At 72.0% G+C, this 22,707-nt stretch carries 9 protein-coding genes and 1 pseudogene; 2 read left to right on the forward strand and 8 right to left on the reverse strand.

The genetic code is table 11. The features are described from left to right. Positions 1-31 precede the first annotated feature (31 nt). On the forward strand, positions 32-11,860 hold the full coding sequence (locus tag OOJ91_RS07675; protein ID WP_266243887.1) for a type I polyketide synthase: 11,829 nt from the start codon (positions 32-34) through the stop codon (positions 11,858-11,860). Between the two features lie 40 nt (positions 11,861-11,900). Then, a pseudogene (locus OOJ91_RS07680) lies at positions 11,901-16,349 on the forward strand (type I polyketide synthase); the annotation flags it as partial. A gap of 69 nt (positions 16,350-16,418) precedes the next feature. Here the strand turns inward: OOJ91_RS07680 and OOJ91_RS07685 are convergent. Genes OOJ91_RS07685 through OOJ91_RS07720 form a run of 8 tightly spaced genes read right to left on the reverse strand, consistent with a single transcriptional unit; the run spans position 16,419 to position 22,662 of the window. Further along, positions 16,419-16,622 (reverse strand): ferredoxin, encoded by a 204-nt coding sequence (locus OOJ91_RS07685; RefSeq protein WP_266243889.1) that lies wholly within the window; start codon positions 16,620-16,622, stop codon positions 16,419-16,421. Positions 16,623-16,646: 24 nt separating this feature from the next. Then, positions 16,647-17,423, reverse strand: a complete 777-nt coding sequence (locus OOJ91_RS07690) for a thioesterase II family protein (RefSeq protein ID WP_266243890.1) — start codon at positions 17,421-17,423, stop codon at positions 16,647-16,649. Between the two features lie 15 nt (positions 17,424-17,438). Next, positions 17,439-18,530, reverse strand: coding sequence for an alpha/beta hydrolase (locus OOJ91_RS07695; RefSeq protein WP_266243891.1), 1,092 nt, complete (start codon positions 18,528-18,530; stop codon positions 17,439-17,441). Further along, positions 18,527-19,288, reverse strand: a complete 762-nt coding sequence (locus OOJ91_RS07700; protein ID WP_266243893.1) for a 2-oxo acid dehydrogenase subunit E2 — start codon at positions 19,286-19,288, stop codon at positions 18,527-18,529. The genes OOJ91_RS07695 and OOJ91_RS07700 overlap by 4 nt, the downstream gene beginning before the upstream one ends. Continuing rightward, on the reverse strand, positions 19,288-19,509 hold the full coding sequence (locus tag OOJ91_RS07705) for an acyl carrier protein (RefSeq protein WP_266243894.1): 222 nt from the start codon (positions 19,507-19,509) through the stop codon (positions 19,288-19,290). Before OOJ91_RS07705 ends, OOJ91_RS07700 begins: the two co-directional genes overlap by 1 nt. A gap of 2 nt (positions 19,510-19,511) precedes the next feature. Beyond that, positions 19,512-20,561, reverse strand: a complete 1,050-nt coding sequence (locus OOJ91_RS07710; protein ID WP_266243895.1) for a 3-oxoacyl-ACP synthase III family protein — start codon at positions 20,559-20,561, stop codon at positions 19,512-19,514. Next, positions 20,558-22,087: an FAD-dependent monooxygenase gene (locus OOJ91_RS07715; protein WP_266243896.1), complete on the reverse strand. Its 1,530-nt coding sequence runs from the start codon at positions 22,085-22,087 to the stop codon at positions 20,558-20,560. Before OOJ91_RS07715 ends, OOJ91_RS07710 begins: the two co-directional genes overlap by 4 nt. Then, a complete protein-coding gene (locus OOJ91_RS07720) occupies positions 22,087-22,662 on the reverse strand; it encodes an allene oxide cyclase barrel-like domain-containing protein (protein WP_266243897.1) in 576 nt (191 codons plus the stop codon). Before OOJ91_RS07720 ends, OOJ91_RS07715 begins: the two co-directional genes overlap by 1 nt. Positions 22,663-22,707: the final 45 nt, after the last annotated feature.

Raw genomic sequence — 22,707 nt, forward strand, 5'->3', positions numbered from 1 at the left:
TCGTGACCCGACTGACCAGGGCGGAGACCCGATGAGTGACAACGAAGAGAAGCTCCGGGAATACCTGAAGCGTACGACCGCCGACCTGCGTCAGGCTCGCCGACGCCTGCGCGAGGCCGAGGAGCGGCACCTGGAACCGATCGCGGTCATCGGCGTCAGCTGCCGGTTCCCCGGCGGGGTGCGCAGCCCGGAGGACTTCTGGGAACTGCTGGAGACCGGCACCGACGCCATCGGCCCCGGACCCACCGACCGCGGTTGGGACCTGCGCGAGCTGTACCACCCGGACCCGGACCACTCGAGCACCACGTACGCCACCGAGGGTGGCTTCCTGGACGACGCCGGCGACTTCGATCCGGAGTTCTTCGGGATGAGCCCCCGCGAGGCCCTGGCGACCGACCCGCAGCAACGGATCCTGCTGGAGCTGGCCTGGGAGGCGTTCGAACATGCCGGCATCGTGCCGGCGTCCGTGCGGGGCAGCCGTACCGGCGTCTTCACGGGTGTCATGTCGCAGCACTACGCCCAGGCGGTCAAGGACTTCGAGGGCTACATCATGACCGGCACGCTGAGCGCTGTCGCGTCCGGGCGGATCTCGTACACCTTCGGGTTGGAGGGTCCGGCGGTCACCGTGGACACGGCCTGTTCGTCGTCGCTTGTCACCCTGCACCAGGCGTGCCAGTCCCTGCGGACCGGTGAGTGCGACCTCGCGCTGTCCGGTGGGGCCACCGTGATGGCCACCCCCAACGCCTTCCTGGAGTTCAGCCGCCAGCGGGGCCTGGCGCCGGACGGCCGCTGCAAGGCGTTCGCGGCAGCCGCCGACGGGACCGGTTGGGGTGAGGGCGCCGGCCTGCTGTTGTTGGAGCGGTTGTCCGACGCGCAGCGCAACGGCCACACGATCCTCGCCGTGGTACGCGGCTCGGCAGTGAACCAGGACGGCGCGTCCAACGGGCTGACCGCGCCGAACGGGCCCTCACAGCAGCGGGTCATCCAGGCCGCGCTGGCCAATGCCCGGCTCACCGCGGATCAGATCGACGCGGTGGAGGCGCATGGGACGGGTACGACGTTGGGTGACCCGATGGAAGCCGAAGCGCTCCTGGCGACCTACGGACAGGACCGACCCGCCGACCAACCCCTCTACCTCGGCTCGGTCAAATCCAACATCGGTCACACCCAAGCCGCCGCCGGCGCCGCCGGCATCATCAAAATGATCTACGCCCTACGCCACGCCACCCTGCCCGCCAGCCTCCACATCGACGAACCCACCCCCCACGTCGACTGGTCCACCGGCACCATCCGCCTCCTCACCCACACCACCGACTGGCCACAACACCAACGCCCCCGCCGCGCCGGCATCTCCGCCTTCGGCGTCTCCGGCACCAACGCCCACGTCATCCTCGAACAAGCCCCCGACCCCACCACCACCACCACCACCACCACCAACCCCGACCCCGGCCCCGACCCCGCTGCCACCGACACGGCCGGCAACGAGAACACCAGCCCGTGGCCCACCACCTGGCTGCTATCCGCCCGCGACACCCACGGCCTGCACCGCCAAGCCACCACCCTGCACCACTGGAACACCACCACCGGCCACCACGAACACCCCGACACCATCGCCACCACCCTCGCCCACCACCGCACCCACCACCCCTACCGCGCCGCCATCCTCACCACCGACGAACACCCCCACCTCACCACCACCCTGCACACCCTCACCACCACCACCGACCACCCCGCCCTCATCACCACCCCACCCACCGGACCCACCACCGGCAAAACCGTCTTCGTCTTCCCCGGCCAAGGCAGCCAATGGGACCGCATGGCCACCACCCTGCTCCCCACCTCCCCCACCTTCCGCCAACACCTACACGACTGCGCCGACGCCCTCACCCCCCACACCGGCTGGAACCTCATCGACGTCCTCACCCAACACCCCGACGCACCACCACTCGACGGACCCGACATCATCCAACCCGCCCTCTGGGCCGTCATGATCTCCCTCGCCAAACTCTGGCAACACCACGGCATCCACCCCGACGCCGTCATCGGCCACTCCCAAGGCGAAATCGCCGCCGCCCACATCGCCGGCGCCCTCACCCTCGACGACGCCGCCACCCTCATCACCCGCCGCTCCCAAACCCTCACCCACCTACCACCCGGCGCCATGGCCGCCATCAACCTCCCCGCCCACACCATCACCGAACACCTCACCACCTACAACAACCCCACCACCACCCTCACCATCGCCGCCCACAACAGCCCCACCCACACCGTCATCGCCGGCAACCCCGAACAAATCCACCACTACATCAACCACTGCCACACCCACAACATCAACGCCAAACTCATCCCCGTCACCTACGCCAGCCACAGCCACCACATCGAACCCCTCAAACCCCACCTCCTCACCACCCTCAACACCATCACCCCCCACCCCGCCACCATCCCCTTCCACACCACCACCAACCCCCACCCCACCGGCGAACCCACCGACACCACACACCTCACCGCCCAATACTGGTACGACAACCTCCGCAACCCCGTCCACCTCCACCCCACCATCACCACCCTGCTCACCACCGGCCACACCACCTACATCGAAACCAGCCCCCACCCCGTCCTCACCCCCGCCATCACCACCACCACCGAACACCACCCCCACCACCCCAAAACCACCATCACCGGCACCCTCCGCAAAAACCACCACGACCCCACCCAATTCCTCACCAACCTCGCCACCATCCACACCCACACCACCCACACCCCCACCTGGCCCACCAACACCACCCACACCACCACCACCCCCACCTACACCTTCGTCGCCGAGCGGCACTGGCTCACGGCGAACGCCACTGTGAAGCCCGGACAGCTCGGGCTCGACGACCCCCGACACCCGATCCTGCGCGGCAGCATCAGCCCGGCCCGCAGTCAGACGACAGTCCTGAGTGGACAGCTCTCCCTCGACACGCATCCGTGGCTCGCCGACCACGCCGTCCTGGGCACCGTCATCCTCCCCGGCGCCGCCCTCGTCGACATGGCCCTCACCGCCGGCGCCCACGCCGGCGTACCGCACCTGCGGGAACTGACCCTCGCCAGTCCCCTGCTCGTCCCGGAGACCGGAGAACTACGGATCCAGGTCCAGGTGGGCAAGCCGGACGCCGACGGACACCGCGCCGTCACAGTCGACTCGACGCCGGCGGGCGTGCGGGACACGGAGAGCACCGTGGCCGGCTGGACGACGCACGCCACTGGCGTCCTCACCGAGACGCCCGAGCGACTGCCGGCCGACGAACCCGCGCCGGCCACCTGGCCGGCGGCCGGCTGGAAGCCGTTCGACGTCGAGGACGGCTACACCGAACTGGCCGAACGCGGGTACGAGTACGGCCCGGCGTTCCGCGGGTTGGAGGCCGCCTGGCGCGCGGGCGACCACGTGTACGCCGAGGTGCGCCTGCCCGACGCGGCCGGCAGCGGATTCGCCCTGCACCCCGCGCTCCTCGACGCCACGCTGCACGCGGCCGGGTTGGGACGCCCGGACGACGGGACGGTACGCCTGCCGTTCGTCTGGAGTGACGTACACCTGCACTCCGCGCCCGCGACGGCCGCCCTGCGCGTACGGATCTCCCCGACCGGCCCGGACGCCATGTCCGTGCGTCTCTGGAACACCGAGGGCGAACCCGTCGCCACGATCGGCACGCTTGCCCTTCGGCCTCTCCCCGCCGGCGGCCTGACCGCGCTCGCCGGCGACGCCGCCCGGCCGTACCACGTCGACTGGACCGTCGTCGCCTCCGCTGGCGCGACCCCGCGCCAGTACGCGCTGATCGGCGCGGCCGGCGACGAGCCGGCGGACGCGCTGCGGGCGGACGGACACACAGTGCGCAGCTATCCCGGGATCGGCGTCCTGCGCGAGACCGGCCACACCCCGGACGTCACGCTGCTCTTCACCGGCACCGACGGTGAGGACCCGGTCGGCGACGCACACGACGCGGCCCGACGCACCCTTGCGGACGTCCAGGAATGGCTGCGTACCTCGGACGGCCGGCTCATCGTCGTCACCACTGACGCGCTGGCGGTATCGGTGTCCGACCACGTCGACGGCCTGCCCGGCTCGGTCGTGCACGGCCTGGTGCGCTCCGCCAACTCGGAACACCCGGGTCGGTTCGGGCTGATCGACCTGCAGCGACCGGCCGAGGACGCCGCGCTGCTGTCGGCGGCCGTGGAAGCCCTGACCGACGAGGAGACCGAGATCGCCGTCCGCGACGGCGAGGTGTACGCGCCTCGGCTCAGCGACTCCGCCGGCCGAGCCCTGTCGGTCCCCGAGACGACCGAGTGGTCGCTGGCGGCCACCGAGAAGGGCACGTTGGATGCTCTCGCGCTGGCGCCCGACCTGTCGGCGCGGCGGCCGCTCGGTCCGAACGAGATCCGCCTCGCGGTCCGGGCCAGCGGCCTGAACTTCCGCGACGTGCTGATCGCCCTGGACATGTATGGAGGTGACGTACCGCTGGGCAGCGAGGGCGCTGGTGTCGTCACCGAGATCGGCGCCGAGGTCACCGGCATCGCACCCGGCGACCGGGTGACCGGCCTCATCCCCGGCGGCATCGGGCCGGTGGTGGTCACCGACCACCGACTGGTCGTTCCGATCCCCGGCGGCTGGTCGTTCGCGCAGGCCGCCACGGTCCCGGTCGCCTTCCTCACCGCCTGGTACGGCCTGGTCGAGGTCGGGCAGCTCAAGGCCGGGGAGACCGTGCTGGTGCACGCGGCGGCCGGTGGTGTCGGCATGGCGGCGGTCCAGGTGGCCCGCGCCCTCGGCGCCCGCGTGCTCGGCACCGCCAACCCCGCCAAGTGGGGCGTCCTGGCCGCGATGGGCCTGGACCCCGGCGACATCGCCTCCTCCCGCGACGCCACCTTCGAAGCCGCCTCGCGGGCGGCCACCGGCGGCAGGGGCGTGGACGTGGTGCTCAACTCGCTTACCGGTGAACTTCTCGACGCTTCCCTTCGACTGCTCGCGCCGGGCGGCCGACTGGTGGAGATGGGCATCACCGACCGTCGCGGTGACCAGGTGCAGGCCGCCTATCCGAACGTCTCCTATCTGCCGTTCGAGCTGTTCACGGCCGAGCCGGACTGGATCCGGGCGGCCCTGGGGGAACTGGTCGCCCGATTCCGCGACGGCGTGCTGTCGCCGTTGCCCCTCACGGCCACCGACGTACGCTTCGCGCCCGACGTGCTGCGCCGGTTCGCCCAGGGCCGGCACACAGGCAAGCTGGTGCTGACCATGCCGACCCGGCCGGACCCGGAGGGCACGGTCCTGGTCACCGGTGGCACCGGAACGCTCGGCGCGCTGCTCGCCCGACACCTGGTGCAGACAGGTGTGACCCGACGGCTCGTCCTGACCAGTCGTCAGGGGGCCGACGCGCCGGGCGCCGACGACCTGCGCCGGGAACTGGCCGACCTCGGCGCGGACGTGGACGTGGTGCCCTGCGACGTCGCCGTCCGCGCGGACGTCGCGCGCGTGCTGGCCGGGATCGATCCGGCGCATCCGCTGACCGCTGTGGTGCACGCCGCCGGGCGCCTGGAGGACCACCTGGTCACCGACCTGAGCGCGCAGGACGTCGAGGACGTGCTGCGGGCCAAGGTGGACGGCGCGTGGCACCTGCACGAGCTGACCGCCGGGGCCGACCTTCGGGCGTTCGTGTTGTTCTCCTCGGTAGCCGGCATCCTGGGTGCACCCGGGCAGGCCAACTACGCGGCCGCGAACACCTTCCTGGACGCGTTGGCGCAGCACCGTGCGACTGCCGGGCTCCCGTCGACATCGATGGCCTGGGGGTACTGGGAACAGGCGACCGGTCTGACCGAGCACCTCGGCGAGACCGGGGCACGCCGCATCAGCGGCAGCGGTCTGATCCCGCTCACCGCCGCGCACGGCCTGGCGCTGTTCGACGCGGCGCTCGCCGGCGCCCATCCGCTCAGCGTCCCGGCCGGGCTGGACCTGACCGCCCTGCGTGCCCGCGCCGCGCGTACGGCGGTTCCCGCAGTGCTGCGTGACCTGGTCCGGTCCGGCGCTCGGCGTGCCGGGGCGGGTTCAACCAGCCCGGTACGTCGGCTCGCCCGGATGGACGAGGCCGAGCGACGCGCCGCCCTGCTCGACCTGGTCCTGGCCAGCGCCGGCGCGGTTCTCGGCCACGCCGACGGCCAGACCATCGACCCGGGTCGGGCGTTCAAGGAGCTGGGTTTCGACTCGTTGACCGCTGTCGAGCTGCGCAACCGGCTCGGCGCGGCCACCGGCCTGCGACTGCCGGCCACGATGATCTTCGACTATCCGACGCCCGGCGAACTCGCCGCGTTCCTGGACACCGAGTTCGCCGGTTCGGCCTCGGCAACCGTGGCGCCCGCCGCGCCGGTGGCCGTGCGGGTCGACGATGACCCGATCGCCATCGTGGGCATGAGCTGCCGGTACCCGGGCAGCGTGGCCAACCCCGAGGATCTCTGGCGGCTCGTCGAAGCCGGCCGGGACGTCATGTCCGACTTCCCCGCCGACCGCGGCTGGGACGTCGACACGCTCTACGATCCGGAGCCCAACCAGCGCGGCCGCAGCTACGTGCGGCGGGGCGGATTCCTCGACGGGGCGGGTGACTTCGACGCCGACTTCTTCGGCATGAGCCCCCGCGAGGCGGTGGCCACCGACCCGCAGCAGCGGCTGCTGTTGGAGACCGCGTGGGAGGTCGTGGAGGCGTCCGGCATCGACCCGACCTCGCTGCGCGGCAGCCGCACAGGCGTGTTCGCCGGTGTGGTCGCCCAGGAGTACGCCCCCCGCCGGGACGAGATCCCGGAGGACCTGGAGGGCTACATCATGACCGGCAACACCACGAGCACGGCCTCCGGCCGCGTCTCGTACGTGCTGGGCCTCGAGGGCCCGGCGGTCACTGTGGACACCGCGTGCTCGTCGTCGCTCGTCGCCCTGCACCAGGCCTGCCAGTCCCTGCGCGGCGGCGAGTGCGACCTGGCCCTCGCCGGCGGCGTCACCGTGATGGCCACTCCCGGCCTGTTCGTCGAGTTCAGCCGGCAGCGCGGGCTCGCGGCCGACGGCCACTGCAAGCCGTTCGCGGCCGCGGCCGACGGGACCGCCTTCGCCGAGGGCGTCGGGCTGCTGCTGCTCGAACGGCTCTCCGACGCTCAGCGCAACGGGCATCAGGTGCTCGCCGTGGTGCAGGGCAGCGCCATCAACCAGGACGGCGCCTCCAACGGCCTCACCGCGCCGAACGGCCCGTCGCAGCAGCGGGTCATCCGCGCGGCGCTGACCAGCGCCGGGCTCTCCGCCGCCGACGTGGACGTCGTCGAGGCGCACGGCACCGGCACCGCGCTCGGGGATCCCATCGAGGCGCAGGCGCTGCTCGCGACGTACGGCAGGGAGCGGCCGGCGGACCGGCCGCTGCTGCTCGGCTCGGTGAAGTCGAACCTCGGGCACACCCAGGCCGCCGCCGGCGTCGCCGGCATCATCAAGATGGTCCAGGCGATGCGGTACGGCGTCGTGCCGGCCAGCCTGCACATCGACGCGCCGACCCCGCACGTCGACTGGGCGGCCGGTGCGGTCCGGCTGCTCACCGAGCCGACGCCGTGGCCGGAGGCCGGCCGGCCGCGCCGTGCCGCGGTGTCGTCGTTCGGCATCTCCGGCACCAACGCGCACGTCATCATCGAACAGCCGCCCGCGACGGCGGCGGAACCGCTGGCCGGGGAGCATCCGCCGGTGCTGGCGTGGTCGCTGACCGCCAAGTCGCCGGATGCGCTGCGGGAGCAGGCCCGACGGCTGGGTGACTTCCTCGGCGAGCACCCCGAGGCGGCAGCGGACGAGGTAGCTGTCGCGCTGGCGACCACCCGCGCCCGCTTCGACCACCGGGCCGTGGCAGTGGGTGAGGCGGCCGAGCTGGTCGTGTCCCTGGACGATCTCGCCGCCGGGCGGCCGACTCCGGCGATCGTCACGGGTGCCGTGTCCGGCGGCCGCACCGCGTTCCTGTTCACCGGTCAGGGCAGCCAGCGCGCGGGGATGGGTCAGTCGCTGTACGGGACGTACCCGGCGTTCGCGACGGCGCTCGACGCAGTGGCGGCCGCTCTCGACGAACACCTCGACCAGCCGATCCGGCGGTTGCTCTTCGCCCCGCGCGAATCGGCCGACGCGCGGATGCTTGACCAGACGCAGTACGGCCAGCCCGCGTTGTTCGCCCTCGAAGTCGCCCTCTTCCGACTGCTCGAATCCTGGGGGGTGCGCCCCGATGTGCTCATCGGCCACTCGATCGGAGAGTTGGCCGCGGCGCACGTGGCCGGTGTGCTGAACCTGCCCGACGCCTGTGCCCTGATCACCGCCCGGGGCCGGCTCATGCAGCAGGCGCCGGATCGGGGCACGATGATCGCGGTCGCCGCGGCGGAGGACGAGGTCGTGCCGATGCTGGCCGGCTGGGAGGAACAGGTCGCGATCGCCGCGATCAACGGCCCCGCCTCGGTGGTCCTCTCCGGCGACGAGGCGGCCGTGACCCAGCTCGCCGAGCACTGGCAGCGGGCGGGCCGCCGCACCAAACGGCTGCGGGTCAGCCACGCCTTCCACTCGCCGCACATGGACCGGGTGCTTGCCGAGTTCGAGGCGGTGGCCGGGCGGCTCACCTTCGGTCCGCCCACGATCCCCATCGTCTCCAACCTGACCGGTGCGCTCGCGACCGACGAGGAGTTGTGCTCGCCGGCCTACTGGAGCGCCCAGATCCGCCGGCCCGTCCGCTTCCTCGACGGCATGCGTACCCTGGCCGGGCTGGACGTCCGCCGGTTCCTGGAGGTCGGTCCGGACGCGGTGCTGTCGGCCGCCGGGCCGGACTGTCTCCTCGACCAGGAACGCGCGGCGGCGACGTTCGCCTCCGCCCTGCGCTCCGAACGGCCGGAGGAACGGACGCTGCTCAGCGCCGTGGCAGCCGTCAACGTCCGCGGCACCGACGCGGACTGGGCCACGATCGCCGGCAGCCGGGGCGCCCGCCCGATACCGCTGCCGACGTACCCGTTCCAGCGCCGCCGCTACTGGCTGCGACCCATTGGCCGGCCGGGCGACGCCACCGGCTGGGGCCTGGACGCCACCGCGCACAGCTTCCTGGCCGGCGCTGTCGGCCTCGCCGACGGCGCGGGAACGATCTTCACGGGGCGGCTGTCCCGCGCCACCCAGCCCTGGCTCGTCGACCACGCGGTCGGCGGTGTGGTGCTGCTCCCCGGCACGGCGCTGCTGGAGATCGCGCTGGAAGCAGGGGCCGCGCTCGGCGTCGGCCATGTCGCGGAGCTCGCCCTGGAAGCTCCCCTGGTCCTCCCGGACGACGGGGCCGTCCAACTCCAGGTCTCGGTGGGGACCGACACGGGCAGCGGCGACCGGCCGATAAGCGTGCACGCACGGCCCGAGGACGGCACCGGCGCGGAGCGGCCCTGGACCCGGCACGCGGCGGGCGTGCTCACCGAGGTGCCGAACCGGACGTACGCTCCCGCCCCGGCGGCGTGGCCACCGCCCGGCGCCGAACCTCTGCCGGTGGAATCCCTCTATCCGGTCCTGAGCGACGCCGGCCTGGACTACGGGCCCGCCTTCCGCGGGGTGGAAGCCGCGTGGCGCTCCGGCGGTGACCTTCTCGCCGAGGTACGGCTGCCCGAGACGGCGCGCGCAGCCGGCGGCTTCCTCGCCCACCCGGCCCTTCTCGACGCGGCGCTGCATCCGCTGGCCCTGACCGCCGGCCCGGACGAGGACGGGGACTCCTCCGGCCCCCGGCTGCCGTTCGTGTGGCAGGGGGTCACGTCCTGGCAGCCGTCCGGTGATCTCGTCCGGGTCCGGCTGACACCGGACGGGTCGCAGTCGGTCGCGATCACCGTGACCGACGCCTCGGGACGGCAGGTGCTCAGCGCCGAGAGCCTGGCGCTGCGCCGGATCTCCGCCGATCAGCTGGCTGCGGCCGGCGCCACGAGGACCGACAACCTGTACGTCGTCGACTGGGTGGAGCCGCAGGTGGCGCAGACCCCGTCGGAGCCCACCCGGTACGCGGTCCTGGCCGACGCCGACCCGGAGGTCCGGGCGGCGCTGGCGGCCGAGCAGCACCTCGACGTTCCCGCCCTCGCGGCCGCGGTCGACGCGGGCACGCCGGTGCCGGACGTGGTCATCGCCGGCCTGCCGGCCCGCTCGAACGACCCAGCCGCGGACGTCCATCTGGTCAGTCAGGCGGCCCTGCGCCTGGTGCAGGCATGGCTGGCCGCCAGCTCCCTGTCCGGTGCGCGCCTCGTGCTTGTCACGCGCGGTGCGGTGGCACCGCGCCCGGGCCTGACCACCGACCCGGTCGCCACGGCCGCGTGGGGGCTGGTGCGCTCGGCGCAGTCCGAGCACGCCGGGCGGTTCACCCTCGTCGACCTCGACGAGCACGCCGATCCGCTGACGAGCCTGACGCGGGCCCTGGCTACCGGAGAACCGCAGGTAGCGGTGCGCGACGGGGTCGCGCTCGCGGCTCGACTGACGCCGTTCGACGCCACGGGCGACATCGACCGCCCGCAGGTGCGTCCGAACCCGAACGGGACAGTCCTGGTCGTCGGCGCGACCGGCGGTCTCGGTCGCCGGCTCGCGCTGCACCTGGCTCGCCGGCACGGCTCGGTGCGGTTGCTGCTCGTCAGCCGCAGCGGCCGGACCGCGGACACGGCCGAGTTCGAGGCGCAGCTCACCGCCCTGGGCGCCCGGTTCCGGATCGCCGCGTGCGACGCGTCCGACCGCCGGGCGCTCGCGGACCTGATCGCGTCGTTGCCCGCCGACGAGCCACTGACAGGCATCGTCAACGCGGCCGGTGTGGTCCACGACGGCGTGGTGGCCACCATGACGGCGGCGCAGGTGGACACGGTGCTCACCGCCAAGGCTGACGTCGCCTGGAATCTGCACGACCTCACCCGGGAGTCGGACGTCGCGCACTTCGTGATGTTCTCGTCCTTCGCCGGTGTGGTCGGCGGCCCGGGCCAGGCCAACTACGCGGCGGCCAACGCGGCCCTGGACGGGCTGATCGCGCACCGGCGTGCCGTCGGGCTCCCGGGGGTCTCGATCGCCTGGGGCGCCTGGGATCAGACCGGGCTCACCGCCGTCCTGGACCAGGCGGACCAGGCCCGGATGCGGCGGACCGGCATCGTGCCGCTCGCTGAGCAGCAGGGGCTCGCGCTCTTCGACGTGGCCACCGAGGCCGGGCCCGCCGAGCTGGTCGCCGCCCGCCTGGACCGCACGGTGCTGCGGCGGCAGGCGGCGGCCCTGCCACCGCTGCTGCGGGCGTTGGTGCCGTCGGCGCGCACGACGGCGCCGTCCGGGCCGGTGCTGGCGGACCGGTTGGTCGGTCTCGACGAGGAGCAGGCGGACGCCGCGGTGCTCGACTTCGTCAGGTCCAGCGCGGCAGCCGTGCTGGGCCACGCCGACGTCGGCGCGGTGGAGTCGGACAAGCCGTTCACCGCGCTCGGCATGGATTCGCTGGCCGCCGTGGAGATGCGCAACCTGCTCACCGAGGGGACCGGGCTCCGGTTGACCGCCACCATGGTGTTCGACTTCCCGACCCCGGCGGCGCTGGCCCACCATCTGCGGACGCAGGTGGCGCCGGCCGCGACCGACGCGGCCGGCTCGATCCTCGCCGAACTCGATCGGATCGAGGCCGCTCTCGCCGACACCAGCGGCTGGGACGACACCACCCGCGGCGGGGTCACCGGCCGCCTGGAGTCCCTGCTGGCCCGGTGCCGACCAAGCGCGGACCTCACGGTCGACGAGGTCGTCGACCGGATCCAGACCGCCAGCCACGACGAGATCTTCGAGTTCATCGATCGCGATCTCGGACGGAGCACGAAGTGAATCACCGGTACCCGGGAGGCGCAGTCCGATGACGAACGAGTCCAACGAGGCGAAGCTGGTCGACTACCTCAAGTGGGTCACCGGCGATCTGCACAAGGCCCGACAGCGCATCGCCGAGCTGGAGTCGGCGACGCCGGAGCCGATCGCGGTGGTGGGGATGGGTTGTCGGTATCCGGGGGGTGTGCGCTCAGCCGATGACCTGTGGGACTTGGTCGTTCAGGGCCGCGACGCCGTGTCCGGGTTTCCCACCGGACGGGGCTGGGACATCGACGCCCTCTACGACCCCGACCCCGACCACCCCGGCACCACCTACTGCCGCGAAGGCGGCTTCCTGCACGACGCCGGCGACTTCGACGCCGACTTCTTCGGCATGAGCCCCCGCGAAGCCCTCGCCACCGACCCCCAACAACGACTCCTGCTCGAAACCGCATGGGAAACCATCGAACACGCCGGCATCGACCCCACCACCCTGCGCGGCACCCGCACCGGCGTCTACACCGGCATCATGTACGCCGACTACGGCGCCCGCCTCATGCACAACCCACCCCCCGGCTACGAAGGATTCCTCGGCAACGGCAGCGCCGGCAGCATCGCCTCCGGCCGCATCGCCTACACGTTGGGCCTCGAAGGCCCCGCCGTCACCATCGACACCGCCTGCTCCTCATCACTGGTCGCCATGCACCACGCCGCCACCGCCCTACGCAACGGCGAATGCGACCTCGCCCTCGCCGGCGGCGCCACCATCATGGCCACCCCCAACGTCTTCATCGAATTCTCCCGCCAACGCGGCCTCGCCCCCAACGGACGCTGCAAACCCTTCTCCGACACCGCCGACGGCACCGGCTGGAGCGAAGGCGCAGGACTCCTCCTGCTCGAACGCCTCACCGACGCCCACACCAACAACCACCACATCCACGCCATCCTGCGCGGCTCCGCCATCAACCAAGACGGCGCCTCCAACGGACTCACCGCCCCCAACGGCCCCGCCCAACAACGCGTCATCCACGCCGCCCTCACCAACGCCCACCTCACCCCCACCGACATCGACGCCATCGAAGCCCACGGCACCGGCACCACCCTCGGCGACCCCATCGAAGCCCAAGCACTCATCAACACCTACACCCCCCACCGCACCCACCCCCTCTACCTCGGCTCCATCAAATCCAACATCGGCCACACCCAAGCCGCCGCCGGAGCCGCCGGCACCATCAAAATGATCCAAGCCATCAACCACGCCACCCTCCCCCCCACCCTCCACACCACCACCCCCACCCACCACATCGACTGGCACACCACCCCCCTACAACTGCTCACCACCACCACACCCTGGCCCACCACCAACCACCCCCGCCGCGCCGCCATCTCCTCCTTCGGCATCTCCGGCACCAACGCCCACATCATCATCGAACAACCACCCACCCCCACCACACCAACGCCGACCCCGACGCCGGCGCGGGTCACGCCGTGGATCCTGTCCGCGAGGACGCCACAGGCCCTCACCGAGCAGGCACACCGACTAGCCAGCCACCTCGACAGTCATCCCGACGCCGATCCCGTCCACGTCGGACGTGCGCTGGCCGGCACGCGTACCCGGTTCGCCGAGCGGATGGTCGTCACGGGCACCGATCTGGACGAGTTCCGTTCGGCACTGAGGGCGTACCCGGAGGGTGGCCGTGCGGTGCGCGGCCGGGCTCAGGGACAGCCCGGCCGGGTCGCCTTCCTCCTCACCGGCCAAGGCAGCCAACACCTCAACATGGGCCGCCAACTCCACCACACCTACCCCGCCTTCGCCCACGCCTTCGACACCACCTGCGCCGCCCTCGACCCCCACCTCCCCCAACCCCTCAAAACCATCATCTGGGGCACCAACCCCCACCACCTCAACCAAACCCTCTACACCCAACCCGCCCTCTTCGCCATCCACACCGCCCTACACCACCTCCTCACCACCCTCAACCTCACCCCCGACTACTACCTCGGCCACTCCATCGGCGAACTCACCGCCGCCCACCTCGCCGGACTCTGGACCCTCACCGACACCGCCCACCTCATCACCACCCGCGCCACCCTCATGCACCACCTCCCACCCGGCGGCACCATGCTCGCCATCAACACCCACCCCCACAACCTCCACCACACCCTCACCCACCACCCCACCGCCACCATCGCCGCCCACAACTCCCCCACCAACACCGTCATCGCCGGCCCCACACACACCCTCAAAACCCTCGCCCAACACTGGCGCGGCCAGGGTCGCAAAGTCACCGAACTCAAGGTCTCCCACGCGTTCCACTCGCCACTCATGCACGACGCCGCCGAACAGTTCGCCGAGGTCGCCGCCAAAGTCACCTACCACCCCACCACCACACCGATCATCTCCAACCTCACCGGAGAACCCGCCACCACCGAACAACTCACCGACCCCCACTACTGGGCAAGCCTCATCGAACAACCCGTCCAATTCGCCGCCGGTCTGCAAACCCTGCACAAGCACGGCGTCACCACCTATCTCGAACTCGGACCCGACGCCGTCCTCAGTGGCCTTGCCCGGGAGACGCTCCGCGACCCGACCACCGCCGAGCTGCTTCCGCTGATCCGTCGCGATCGGCCCGAGGCGACAACAGTCCTCGGGGCGGCAGCGGCGGCGTGGGTGAGTGGACGGAACGTGGACTGGACGGAGGTTGTCGGCACGGCCGCCCCGGGGCCGGCCTTCCCTCTGCCGCGGTATCCGTTCCAACGGCAGACGTACTGGCTCGAATCCGGCGCCGCGAGCGGGTCGGACGACGAGAACGAGGGTCAGTTCTGGGACGCCGTGACGAACCAGGACGCCAAGGCGCTCGCCGGCCTGCTGGGCGATTCGGACGCCACCGGGGCCCTGCGCTCGCTCCTGCCGGCCCTCGCCGACTGGCGCCGGCAGGGAAGCTGGTGGCACCGCATCGGCTGGCGGCCCGACACACGCGTCGCGACGACGGCCACCACCGGCCGGTGGATCGTGGCCGTCGCCGAGGGCGCCGAGGCCAAGGAGGTCGAGGAGGTCGTCGCGTGCCTGGCCGAGCACGGCGTCCAGGTCACCACGGTCGCCGTGGGAGCCAGCCTGGCGCAGAGTCTCCTGGCCGAGGCGGTCGGCGACGGCGACGTCGCAGGTGTGCTGTCGATGCTGGGGATGAGACCGACACGGGAACTCCTCGACGCCCTGCGGACGCTCGAGCGCACCGATGACGTCTGGTTGCTCACCCGTGGCGCGGCCGCCGTCACCACCGAGGATGACGCGCCGTCGCTCGACCAGGCGCAGCTGGCCGCGTTCGGCCGGGCCACGGTCACCGCGTATCCGCACCAGCCGATCGCCCTGGTCGACGTCGGTCCCGGCGCGGCCGCGATGGCGCAGCTACCGCACCTGCTCGCCGAGCGGGCCGAGGGTCAGGAGGTCGCGTTGCGGCCGGCCGGTCGGTTCGTCCGTCGTCTGGAACGAACCCGGGTCGCGCCGGCACACGACCCGTCGGCCTGGTCGCCGGCCGGCCGGATCATGCTGGTCGGCGAGGGAGCGCTCGCGTCGGCGACCGAGTCCTGGCTCCGGACGGCGGGCGCCGAGGTCGTCCGCGAACAACGGGACACGGTGGCCGACGTGCTCGGGCAGCCGGCGGAGACGCAACCGACCGCTGTCGTCCTGGTCGCCGACGGGCAGGGGAAGTCGCACGGCGAACCGCTCTCGGTCGCCGACGTCGAACGCGAGGTCGATTCCCTGGTGCCGGTGGCCACCGAGATCGACAGGCTCACCCGCGGTGCCGACGGACCGACGATGGTGGTCCTCAGCTCGCTGGCCGGGCAGCTCGGCGTACCGGAGATGGTGAACGCCGCACCGGCGCTCGCCGCACTCGACGCCCTGATCCGGCGCCGCCGCGCCGCCGGGTGCCCGGCGGTGGCGGTGGCCTGGGGCAGTGTCCGCGGTCAGAACGCCCAGCCGGCCCCGAGCGGGATGCGCCCGGTGGCGGTCGGCCTGGCCCTGTCCGCCCTCGACCGTGCCGGGCTGCTCGGTGAGCGCGGTGACGGCCTCGTCGTCGTCGACGCCGACTGGGCCACGATGGCCCGGTCGCTCCCCGGTCCGCTGCTGTCCGGGCTGGTCGGCACCGAGCCGGTGTCCGCCACCGAGACCGTCGGCGACACGGGCGGGCAGTGGCGGACCGCGTACGCGGCCGCCCGCGACGACGACGAGCGGGTCGCCCTCCTGCTCGGCCTGATCCGTGGCCACGCGGCCGCCGTACTGGGTCAGCCGGACGCCGACGCGGTGCCGGTGGACCAGGAGTTCCTGGAACTGGGGTTCACCTCCTTCACCGCGCTGGAGCTGTACAACAAGCTGGTGGAGGTGGTGGGGGTGGAGCTGTCTCCGCTCGCGATCTACGACCACGCGACGCCCGCGGCACTCGCCCGACACGTACGCGAGGAGCTGGCGCACGCTGGGGACGAGCTGGCGCCTGTCGACGGCGAGAGCTGAGCGCGGCGAAGTGGCCGCACCTCCACGGAGGTGCGGCCACTCGTCCTGCCCGCGACACGAGCGGGTGGGTCAGGTCTGCGCGATCTCGTTCAGGGAGATGGCCCCCGACGGGCACAGGTTCACCGCCTCGCGTACGTCCTCGTCCTCGTCGGCCCCACGCGGCTGCCGCAGCACCACGACCATGCCGTCGTCGTCCTGATCGAAGAGAGCGGGCGCCGTCATCACGCAGCGTCCCGTGCCGAGACAGATGTCCCGGTCGGCATTGGCGATCATGGGAAAGTCCTTCCGCAGAGGGGTTCAGACCACCGCGACGCGCCCGCTCGCGGAAGCGAGCAGGGTTCGCAGGTACGACAGCAGCAGCGGCCGGGACTCCTGGTGGAAGAAGTGGCCTCCCGGAAGCTCCCGCACAACGCCACCGGCCCTGGTCAGGCGACGCCAACGCGCCATCTGCTCCGGGGTGACGATCGGGTCGCCGGCGCCGGTGAAGATGTTGATGGGGCAGTCCAGGGGGTCGGTTTCGGAGCCGACCCCGTACAGGTCCCGTGGCTCGCAGAGCGCCAGGTCGTCGCGGAGCAGCGCGATGGCCGCGTCCCGCCACTGCGGGTAGGACATCAGCGCGGCCGACATCCCGCCGATGCCCACGAGCATCCGCTCCAGCTCGTCGTCGGGGCGGTCGAAGAAGCCCGGGGTCCGGCGATCGGTGCCGGGTGCGCCGGGCGGCTGACAGGCGCCGACGTTGACCATCAGCGGCCGCGACCGGCCGGTCTCGAACCGCATCCGAGCCCAGGAGTACGCGAGCATCGCGCCCATGCTGTGCCCGTAGAAGGCGTACGGCTCGTCGAGCAGAGCGCCGAGTTCGCCGTCGAGCTGCTCCAGCAGGACCGCCAGGTCGCGGATGCGCGGCTCATTGACACGCGCCTCGCGTCCGGGTAGCTGGATCGGCAGCACGTCGACGCCCGGCCCGAGGCGGTCGCGCCAGGTCATGAACGGCCGGGCCGTGGAGCCCGCGGGATGCAGGCACAGCAGGCGTACGGTGGCCGCCGGATCCGGAGCGGCCAGCAGGTACCGGCTCATCGGCATCTCCTCTGGTCAGTGCCGTGTCGCGCCGGGAAGACGGCGGCGGGCGCGCATGAGGCCGAGGGCGAGGCCCATCCCCGCGCGCGCCACCGGCAACCGCCCCGCCATCCGCAGGATCGTCGCGAGTGTCCACAGTCGGGTCTCGGCGACGTGCGCCGGCGCGCCGTGCACGTCGTCGTACTCGAGGACCCGTAGATCGCGCACGTGGTCGCGCAGCAGCGCCAGTTCGGAGCCGGGGATGATCTCGTCTCGGAGACACGACACGTAGGCGATCGGGACGCGGAGCCCGGCCAGGATCTCGGTGGGCAGCGCCCACTCCTCCAGGGGCGTACCGCTGTCCGTGAGCTTCGTTCCGGTCAGTCGGCTCAGGGTGTCGACGGTGATCCGTGGCACGCGCGGCCACCAGACCGGGTCCAGGAAGAACTCCCGCGCCGGGGCGCCGACGGTGACCACCCCGCGGATGCGCGCGTCCTCGGAGGCGCAGCGCAGGGCGAGATGCCCGCTGAAGCTGAGCGCCATGAGGATCGTGGTGGCGGTGTCCGCGCGGTCGCCGAGGGAATCCAGCAACGCGCTGAGAAATCCCGCGGACTCCGGCGTGTACCGCATGGTGTTCTCACCGACGCCGGGCAGCTCGGTGACGACGACTGCCATCCCGATGCGACCGGCGCCGGCGAGGACGGGCGCCCACTGTTCCTTCACGCTGACGATGCCCCCTGTCACGACCAGCAGGGGGCGCGGATCGGTGGCGGAGAGGCCGGCGGCCCAGGCGCGTACGCGACAGCCGTCGACAGTCACCTCCAGGGGCTCGATGTCGTCGCGGCCACGGCGCCAGGCGTCGAAACTCCGCACGCAGCCCTCCTGGGCCTGCGCCCGGGCCGGCCCGTCGACGTAGGGGAAGCGTGCCATGGCGTACCGGGCGCTGGCGCCCAGCAGGTCGCCGCGGTTCCGCGCCTCGCTCGCCGCCGCCGACCACTGGCACGCCCATGATCCGGGGGCGCCCTCCTCGTCGGACGTGATCCCGGCCAGCACCGCCTCGTAGTCGGCGATGCCCTGGCCGCGGGCGTGCAGCCGGGCGAACTGCCGCAGCTCGGCCAGGTCCCTCACGCGAACCCCTCCAAGGCGTCCTTGATGTCGGCGAGGACGTCGGCGGCCTCGGCACCGTCGATCACCCGGTGGTCGAAGGCCAGGCTGAGCCGCATCGAGGGCGCCACGGTGACCGCACCGTCGCGGGCCACAGGCCTGTCGACGATGCGGCCGACGCCCAACGTGATCGTCGTGCCGCCCACGGAGTAGAAACCGTCCACCGGCCGGTGCCCGAGCGAGGTGACCGAGAAGCTGCCGAGCAACTCCTCCCGCCGTACGGCGGAGCGTGTCACCACCCGGTAGGCCAGTCGGCCGAGCAGCGGGGGCAGGCGGTGCAGCAGTCGTACGCCCCGGAATTCGTCGTGCTCGGCCGGGTCGACGGCCTTGATGGCGTCGATCCGATCCTGCACCTCGTCGAGGCCGGCGGTGTCCAGGCCCGGCACGAGGGCGCTCAGCACGATGCGCTCGCCGGCGAGGGTGGAGTCGATGGCGAGCTTCCCGGTGACTGTGGCGTACCTCGTGACACGAGGTCGACCGCGCCCGCTGATGGCCGCGTTGGCGTCGGGGTGCTTGGCCAGCACGGCGCCCCCGGCGAGCAGCACGTACGAGACGAGCGAGTAGCGGCGGTCGTCGGCTTTGGCGGCTGCCCGGTGCCGAAGCACCGCGGTCATGTCCACCTCGGTGTCCAGGAAGACGGCGCCGAAGGGCCGGATGTACTCCAGGAAGTAGAGGGTGTGCCGTCGCTGTGCGGCGAGGGCGGAGGTGCCGTCGCCGCCCATCACGCCACCGACGCCACGTAGAGCTGTTCGAGGTTTGTGGCCTCGAGCAGGTGCGGAAGGGACAGCTGCCGGCCGGATGCGCTCTCCAGGGTCGTCAGCAGGCCGAGCAGGTGCATCGAGTCCCAGCCGGGCAGTTCGTCGAAGTGCCGGCCGATGTCGGCCGGTGTCACCTCGAGGCCCAGCTCGTCTCCCACCAGGTCAACGAACTCTTCGATGGTCACGGCTACCCCTTCGAGTAAGCGACTTCCAGAGCCAGTCCGGCCTTGATCCACTTGCTCGACTCGACTGCCACCAGTACCGAGCGCGACCCCGGAGCCAGCTCGTCGAGTCCCTGTTCGAGCTGGAGGAACGGCAGCGCGTTGCCGTTGTTGCCGGTCTGGGCGACACAACTGACCTCTCGGGTGGCCGGAGCGAGGCCCATCTCCTTGACGATGGTCTGGGTCATCCGGCCGGACAGCTGGGGTGGGAAGACGACGTCCAGCTCGTCCTTCGCCCAGCCCGTACGGTCCAGCAGCTCGTCCAGGATCTCGACGGCGAGGACGGGCACTCCGAGTTCGATGGCCTTGTAGTCCTCGAAGGCGCCGGGGCGGTCGGCGCCCCGGTCGGCCAGTCCGAACCATTCCACGGTCTGCCCGGGCGGTCGGCCCAGCCCGGTGAACCGGACGAACAGGTCGCGTACCACCACCTGCTTGCCCGGGCCCGGCTCGGCGCTGAGCACCGCGGCGCCCGCGCCGTCGCCGAACAGCAGCGCGTTGATCTGTTCGCCGGGGCTGCGGTCGCCGAACTCCACGCTGAGGTCGAAGTGCTTGGCGCAGACGTCGCCGCCGAGCACGAGCACGGTATGGTGCCGGCCGCTCGCGATGAGCTGCCGCGCGACGTCCAGTGCCTGGAGTGCGCCTGTGCAGCCGGACTGCATCTGGTAGGTCGGCACGTCGTTGATGCCGAGCCGGTCGGCGATCAGGTTGACGGTCGCGGGCATGAGCTGGTCGGGCGTCGCGGTGCCGAGCACGACCACGTCGACGTCCTGGGCCGTGATCCCGGCCCGGGACAGGGCGGCGTGCGCCGCGGTCTCACCCAGGTCGGCGAGGGAGAACCGGACCTCGGCGGTGTCGAGGTCGACGGCGAGATACCGGCTGCTGGTACCGACGAACATCGCCACCCACTGTTCCCACAGCCGGTTCTGACCGAAGCGCCGCGCCAGCATGGCGTTGTCGATCCGTTCGCCGGGCAGCGCGGATCCGACCGAGCGCAGGTAGACGTCGGGGGCGCTCATCGGCCCGCCTCCGCCGCTGTGGTGTCGTCGCCGCCGGGCGCACCGAGCCAGGTGGTCAGGGCCAGTTCGAGTCCCGCCGCGTCGGTGCCGGTGCGATCGGCCCAGGCGACCACCCCGTCCGGTCGGACCAGCAGCGCCGCCGCGTCCAACTCGGTTGACGGCTCCGCGGTGACGACGTCGAGGCGGCCGGCCCAGCCGGTGAGATCGGGCTGTCGCAGGGTCCCGCCGGAGGCGTCGACGAGCACGCCCCGGCCATCGTGCAGGGTCTGGGTCAGCGCGACCGCGCCACCGCTGGTGGCCACCTCGACCGCCGGCACGGGCCGGCCGAGCAGGGGGTGCGCGCTGGCCGGCTTGGACCGCCGCCCGGGATAGCTGATCGGGTAGCGCACCTCGGTGATGGTGCGGACGAGATGGTCGTTGACGTCCTCGAAGGCGACAAGCTCACCGAACATGTCGCGCAGGGGCCCGATGGTCTCCGGCGGGTACTGCAGTGCCAACTGGGCATCGGTGCTCATCCGGACGCGGTCGCCGACCGGGTGCCGCTCGGCGTGGTAGGTGTCGAGCAGACCCGGTGGCGCCCAGCCGTTGATCGCCCCGGCCAGCTTCCAGCCCAGGTTCGCGGCGTCGTGCAGGCTGGTGCTGGTGCCGTGGCCGGCGCCGAAGTAGTGCACGTGCGCGGCGTCACCGACGAGGAAGACCCGCCCCCGACGGTACGAGGTGACGAGCTGCGTCAGACCGGAGTAGCGGTAGATCCAGTCGGGTTGCCCGACGGTCAGGTCCTTGCCTGTGACTCGCGCGATGGACGCCCGCAGTTCCTCGACCGTCTCGGGTGCCTCGGGATCGTCGGGCAGCCTGCCGAACTCCATGGTCATGAGCCGCACCCGTGTCGGGTGCACGGGGTGCGGCACGACAGCGAAGATTCCCGTCGGGTAGTTCGCGGACTCCCACTCGCCGTCCGCCTCGTCGAAGTCGGCGAGGAGTCCGTACCAGGAGATGCTGCCCTGCCGGGTCGCGAAACCGGCGAGAGCGCGTACGGCGCTGTTCTCACCGTCGCAGCCGACCAGGTAGGCGGCCGTCAGGTCGTACTCGCCGTCCGGGCCGCTCACGCGGACGGCCACGTCGTCGGCATCGTCGTCCGGCCCTCGTTCGACGGCCGTCAGCGTGTGGCCTCGACGGATGTCGGCGCCCAGCTCGCGCGCTCGTTCCTCGAGCACCCGGACGGTGCTCGCCTGCGGGATCATCAGTGAGTGCTCGGTCGCGAGGAGCTTGCTCAGGTCCAACCAGAAATTGCCAAAGTGGATCATCGGCCAGACCGGCGGGTCCTCCTTGCGCAGCGGATCCATCAGCCCACGCAGGTCCAGCAGGTCGGCCGCCCGCGCGTGCAGCATGTGGGCCCGGAGATTCTCGCCCGTCGACCGGTCCGGGCTGCGCTCCAGCACCGTCACCTCCACGCCGGCCAGGCGCAGCTCGGCGGCGAGGAAGAGACCGGACGGCCCGGCACCGACGACGAGCACCGGCGCGGACATCAGGAGGACGCTTCCTGCGCGAGCGCCCCGGCGCCCGGACCGCAGAGCGTGATCCGGGAGTCGACCGGGATCTGCGGGTCGCCGATCGTGGTGACCCGCCAGGTCCAGACGCCCGCGAGGCCTCGGTACTTCCCGCTGGTGCCGTGGATCGGGATGCTCACCCACTGGAGGTTGGCCACCCGGTAGCGGTCCATGACGCCCTCGGCGACCAGGTTGCCGTCGGGCAGTTGGAACTGCTCCGTGACGTACTGCATGACGTGGCCCTCTGCCGTCCTGGACACCATGTGGTTGATCCCGGCGCCGTGCCCCACCAGGGTGGCGCCGTCGGCGGTGTAGATGTCGTCGAAGTAGGCGATCATGAGGCCGACCGGCACGTCCCGGGGATCGAAGTCGCGGTCCCCGTAGTAGTGGATGGTGCGCTCGACGTACTGCTGCGTGGCGCAGCCCTGCGTGGCCGGGGCCGGCGGGCGCTCGGCCTGCGCGGGGAGCGCGGAGGCACCGAGCACCAGTGCCGAGGCGGCCGACAGAACGGCGGCCGCGGAACGCAGGATCCGGCGTGATTCGAGCAGACGCATTTCGCTCCCTGTTCATGCTCGTCGTGATCGTCGAAGGCCACCGTC

It is taken from the genome of Micromonospora lupini, assembly GCF_026342015.1.
GTDB lineage: Bacteria > Actinomycetota > Actinomycetes > Mycobacteriales > Micromonosporaceae > Micromonospora > Micromonospora lupini_B.

Bases quoted from the DNA above. Each gene is read 5' to 3' on its own strand.
- OOJ91_RS07675 (WP_266243887.1), top strand. From the start codon at position 32: ATGAGTGACAACGAAGAGAAGCTCCGGGAATACCTGAAGCGTACGACC.
- OOJ91_RS07685 (WP_266243889.1), bottom strand. From the start codon at position 16,622: ATGATCGCCAATGCCGACCGGGACATCTGTCTCGGCACGGGACGCTGC.
- OOJ91_RS07690 (WP_266243890.1), bottom strand. From the start codon at position 17,423: ATGAGCCGGTACCTGCTGGCCGCTCCGGATCCGGCGGCCACCGTACGC.
- OOJ91_RS07700 (WP_266243893.1), bottom strand. From the start codon at position 19,288: ATGGGCGGCGACGGCACCTCCGCCCTCGCCGCACAGCGACGGCACACC.
- OOJ91_RS07710 (WP_266243895.1), bottom strand. From the start codon at position 20,561: ATGAGCGCCCCCGACGTCTACCTGCGCTCGGTCGGATCCGCGCTGCCC.
- OOJ91_RS07715 (WP_266243896.1), bottom strand. From the start codon at position 22,087: ATGTCCGCGCCGGTGCTCGTCGTCGGTGCCGGGCCGTCCGGTCTCTTC.
- OOJ91_RS07720 (WP_266243897.1), bottom strand. From the start codon at position 22,662: ATGCGTCTGCTCGAATCACGCCGGATCCTGCGTTCCGCGGCCGCCGTT.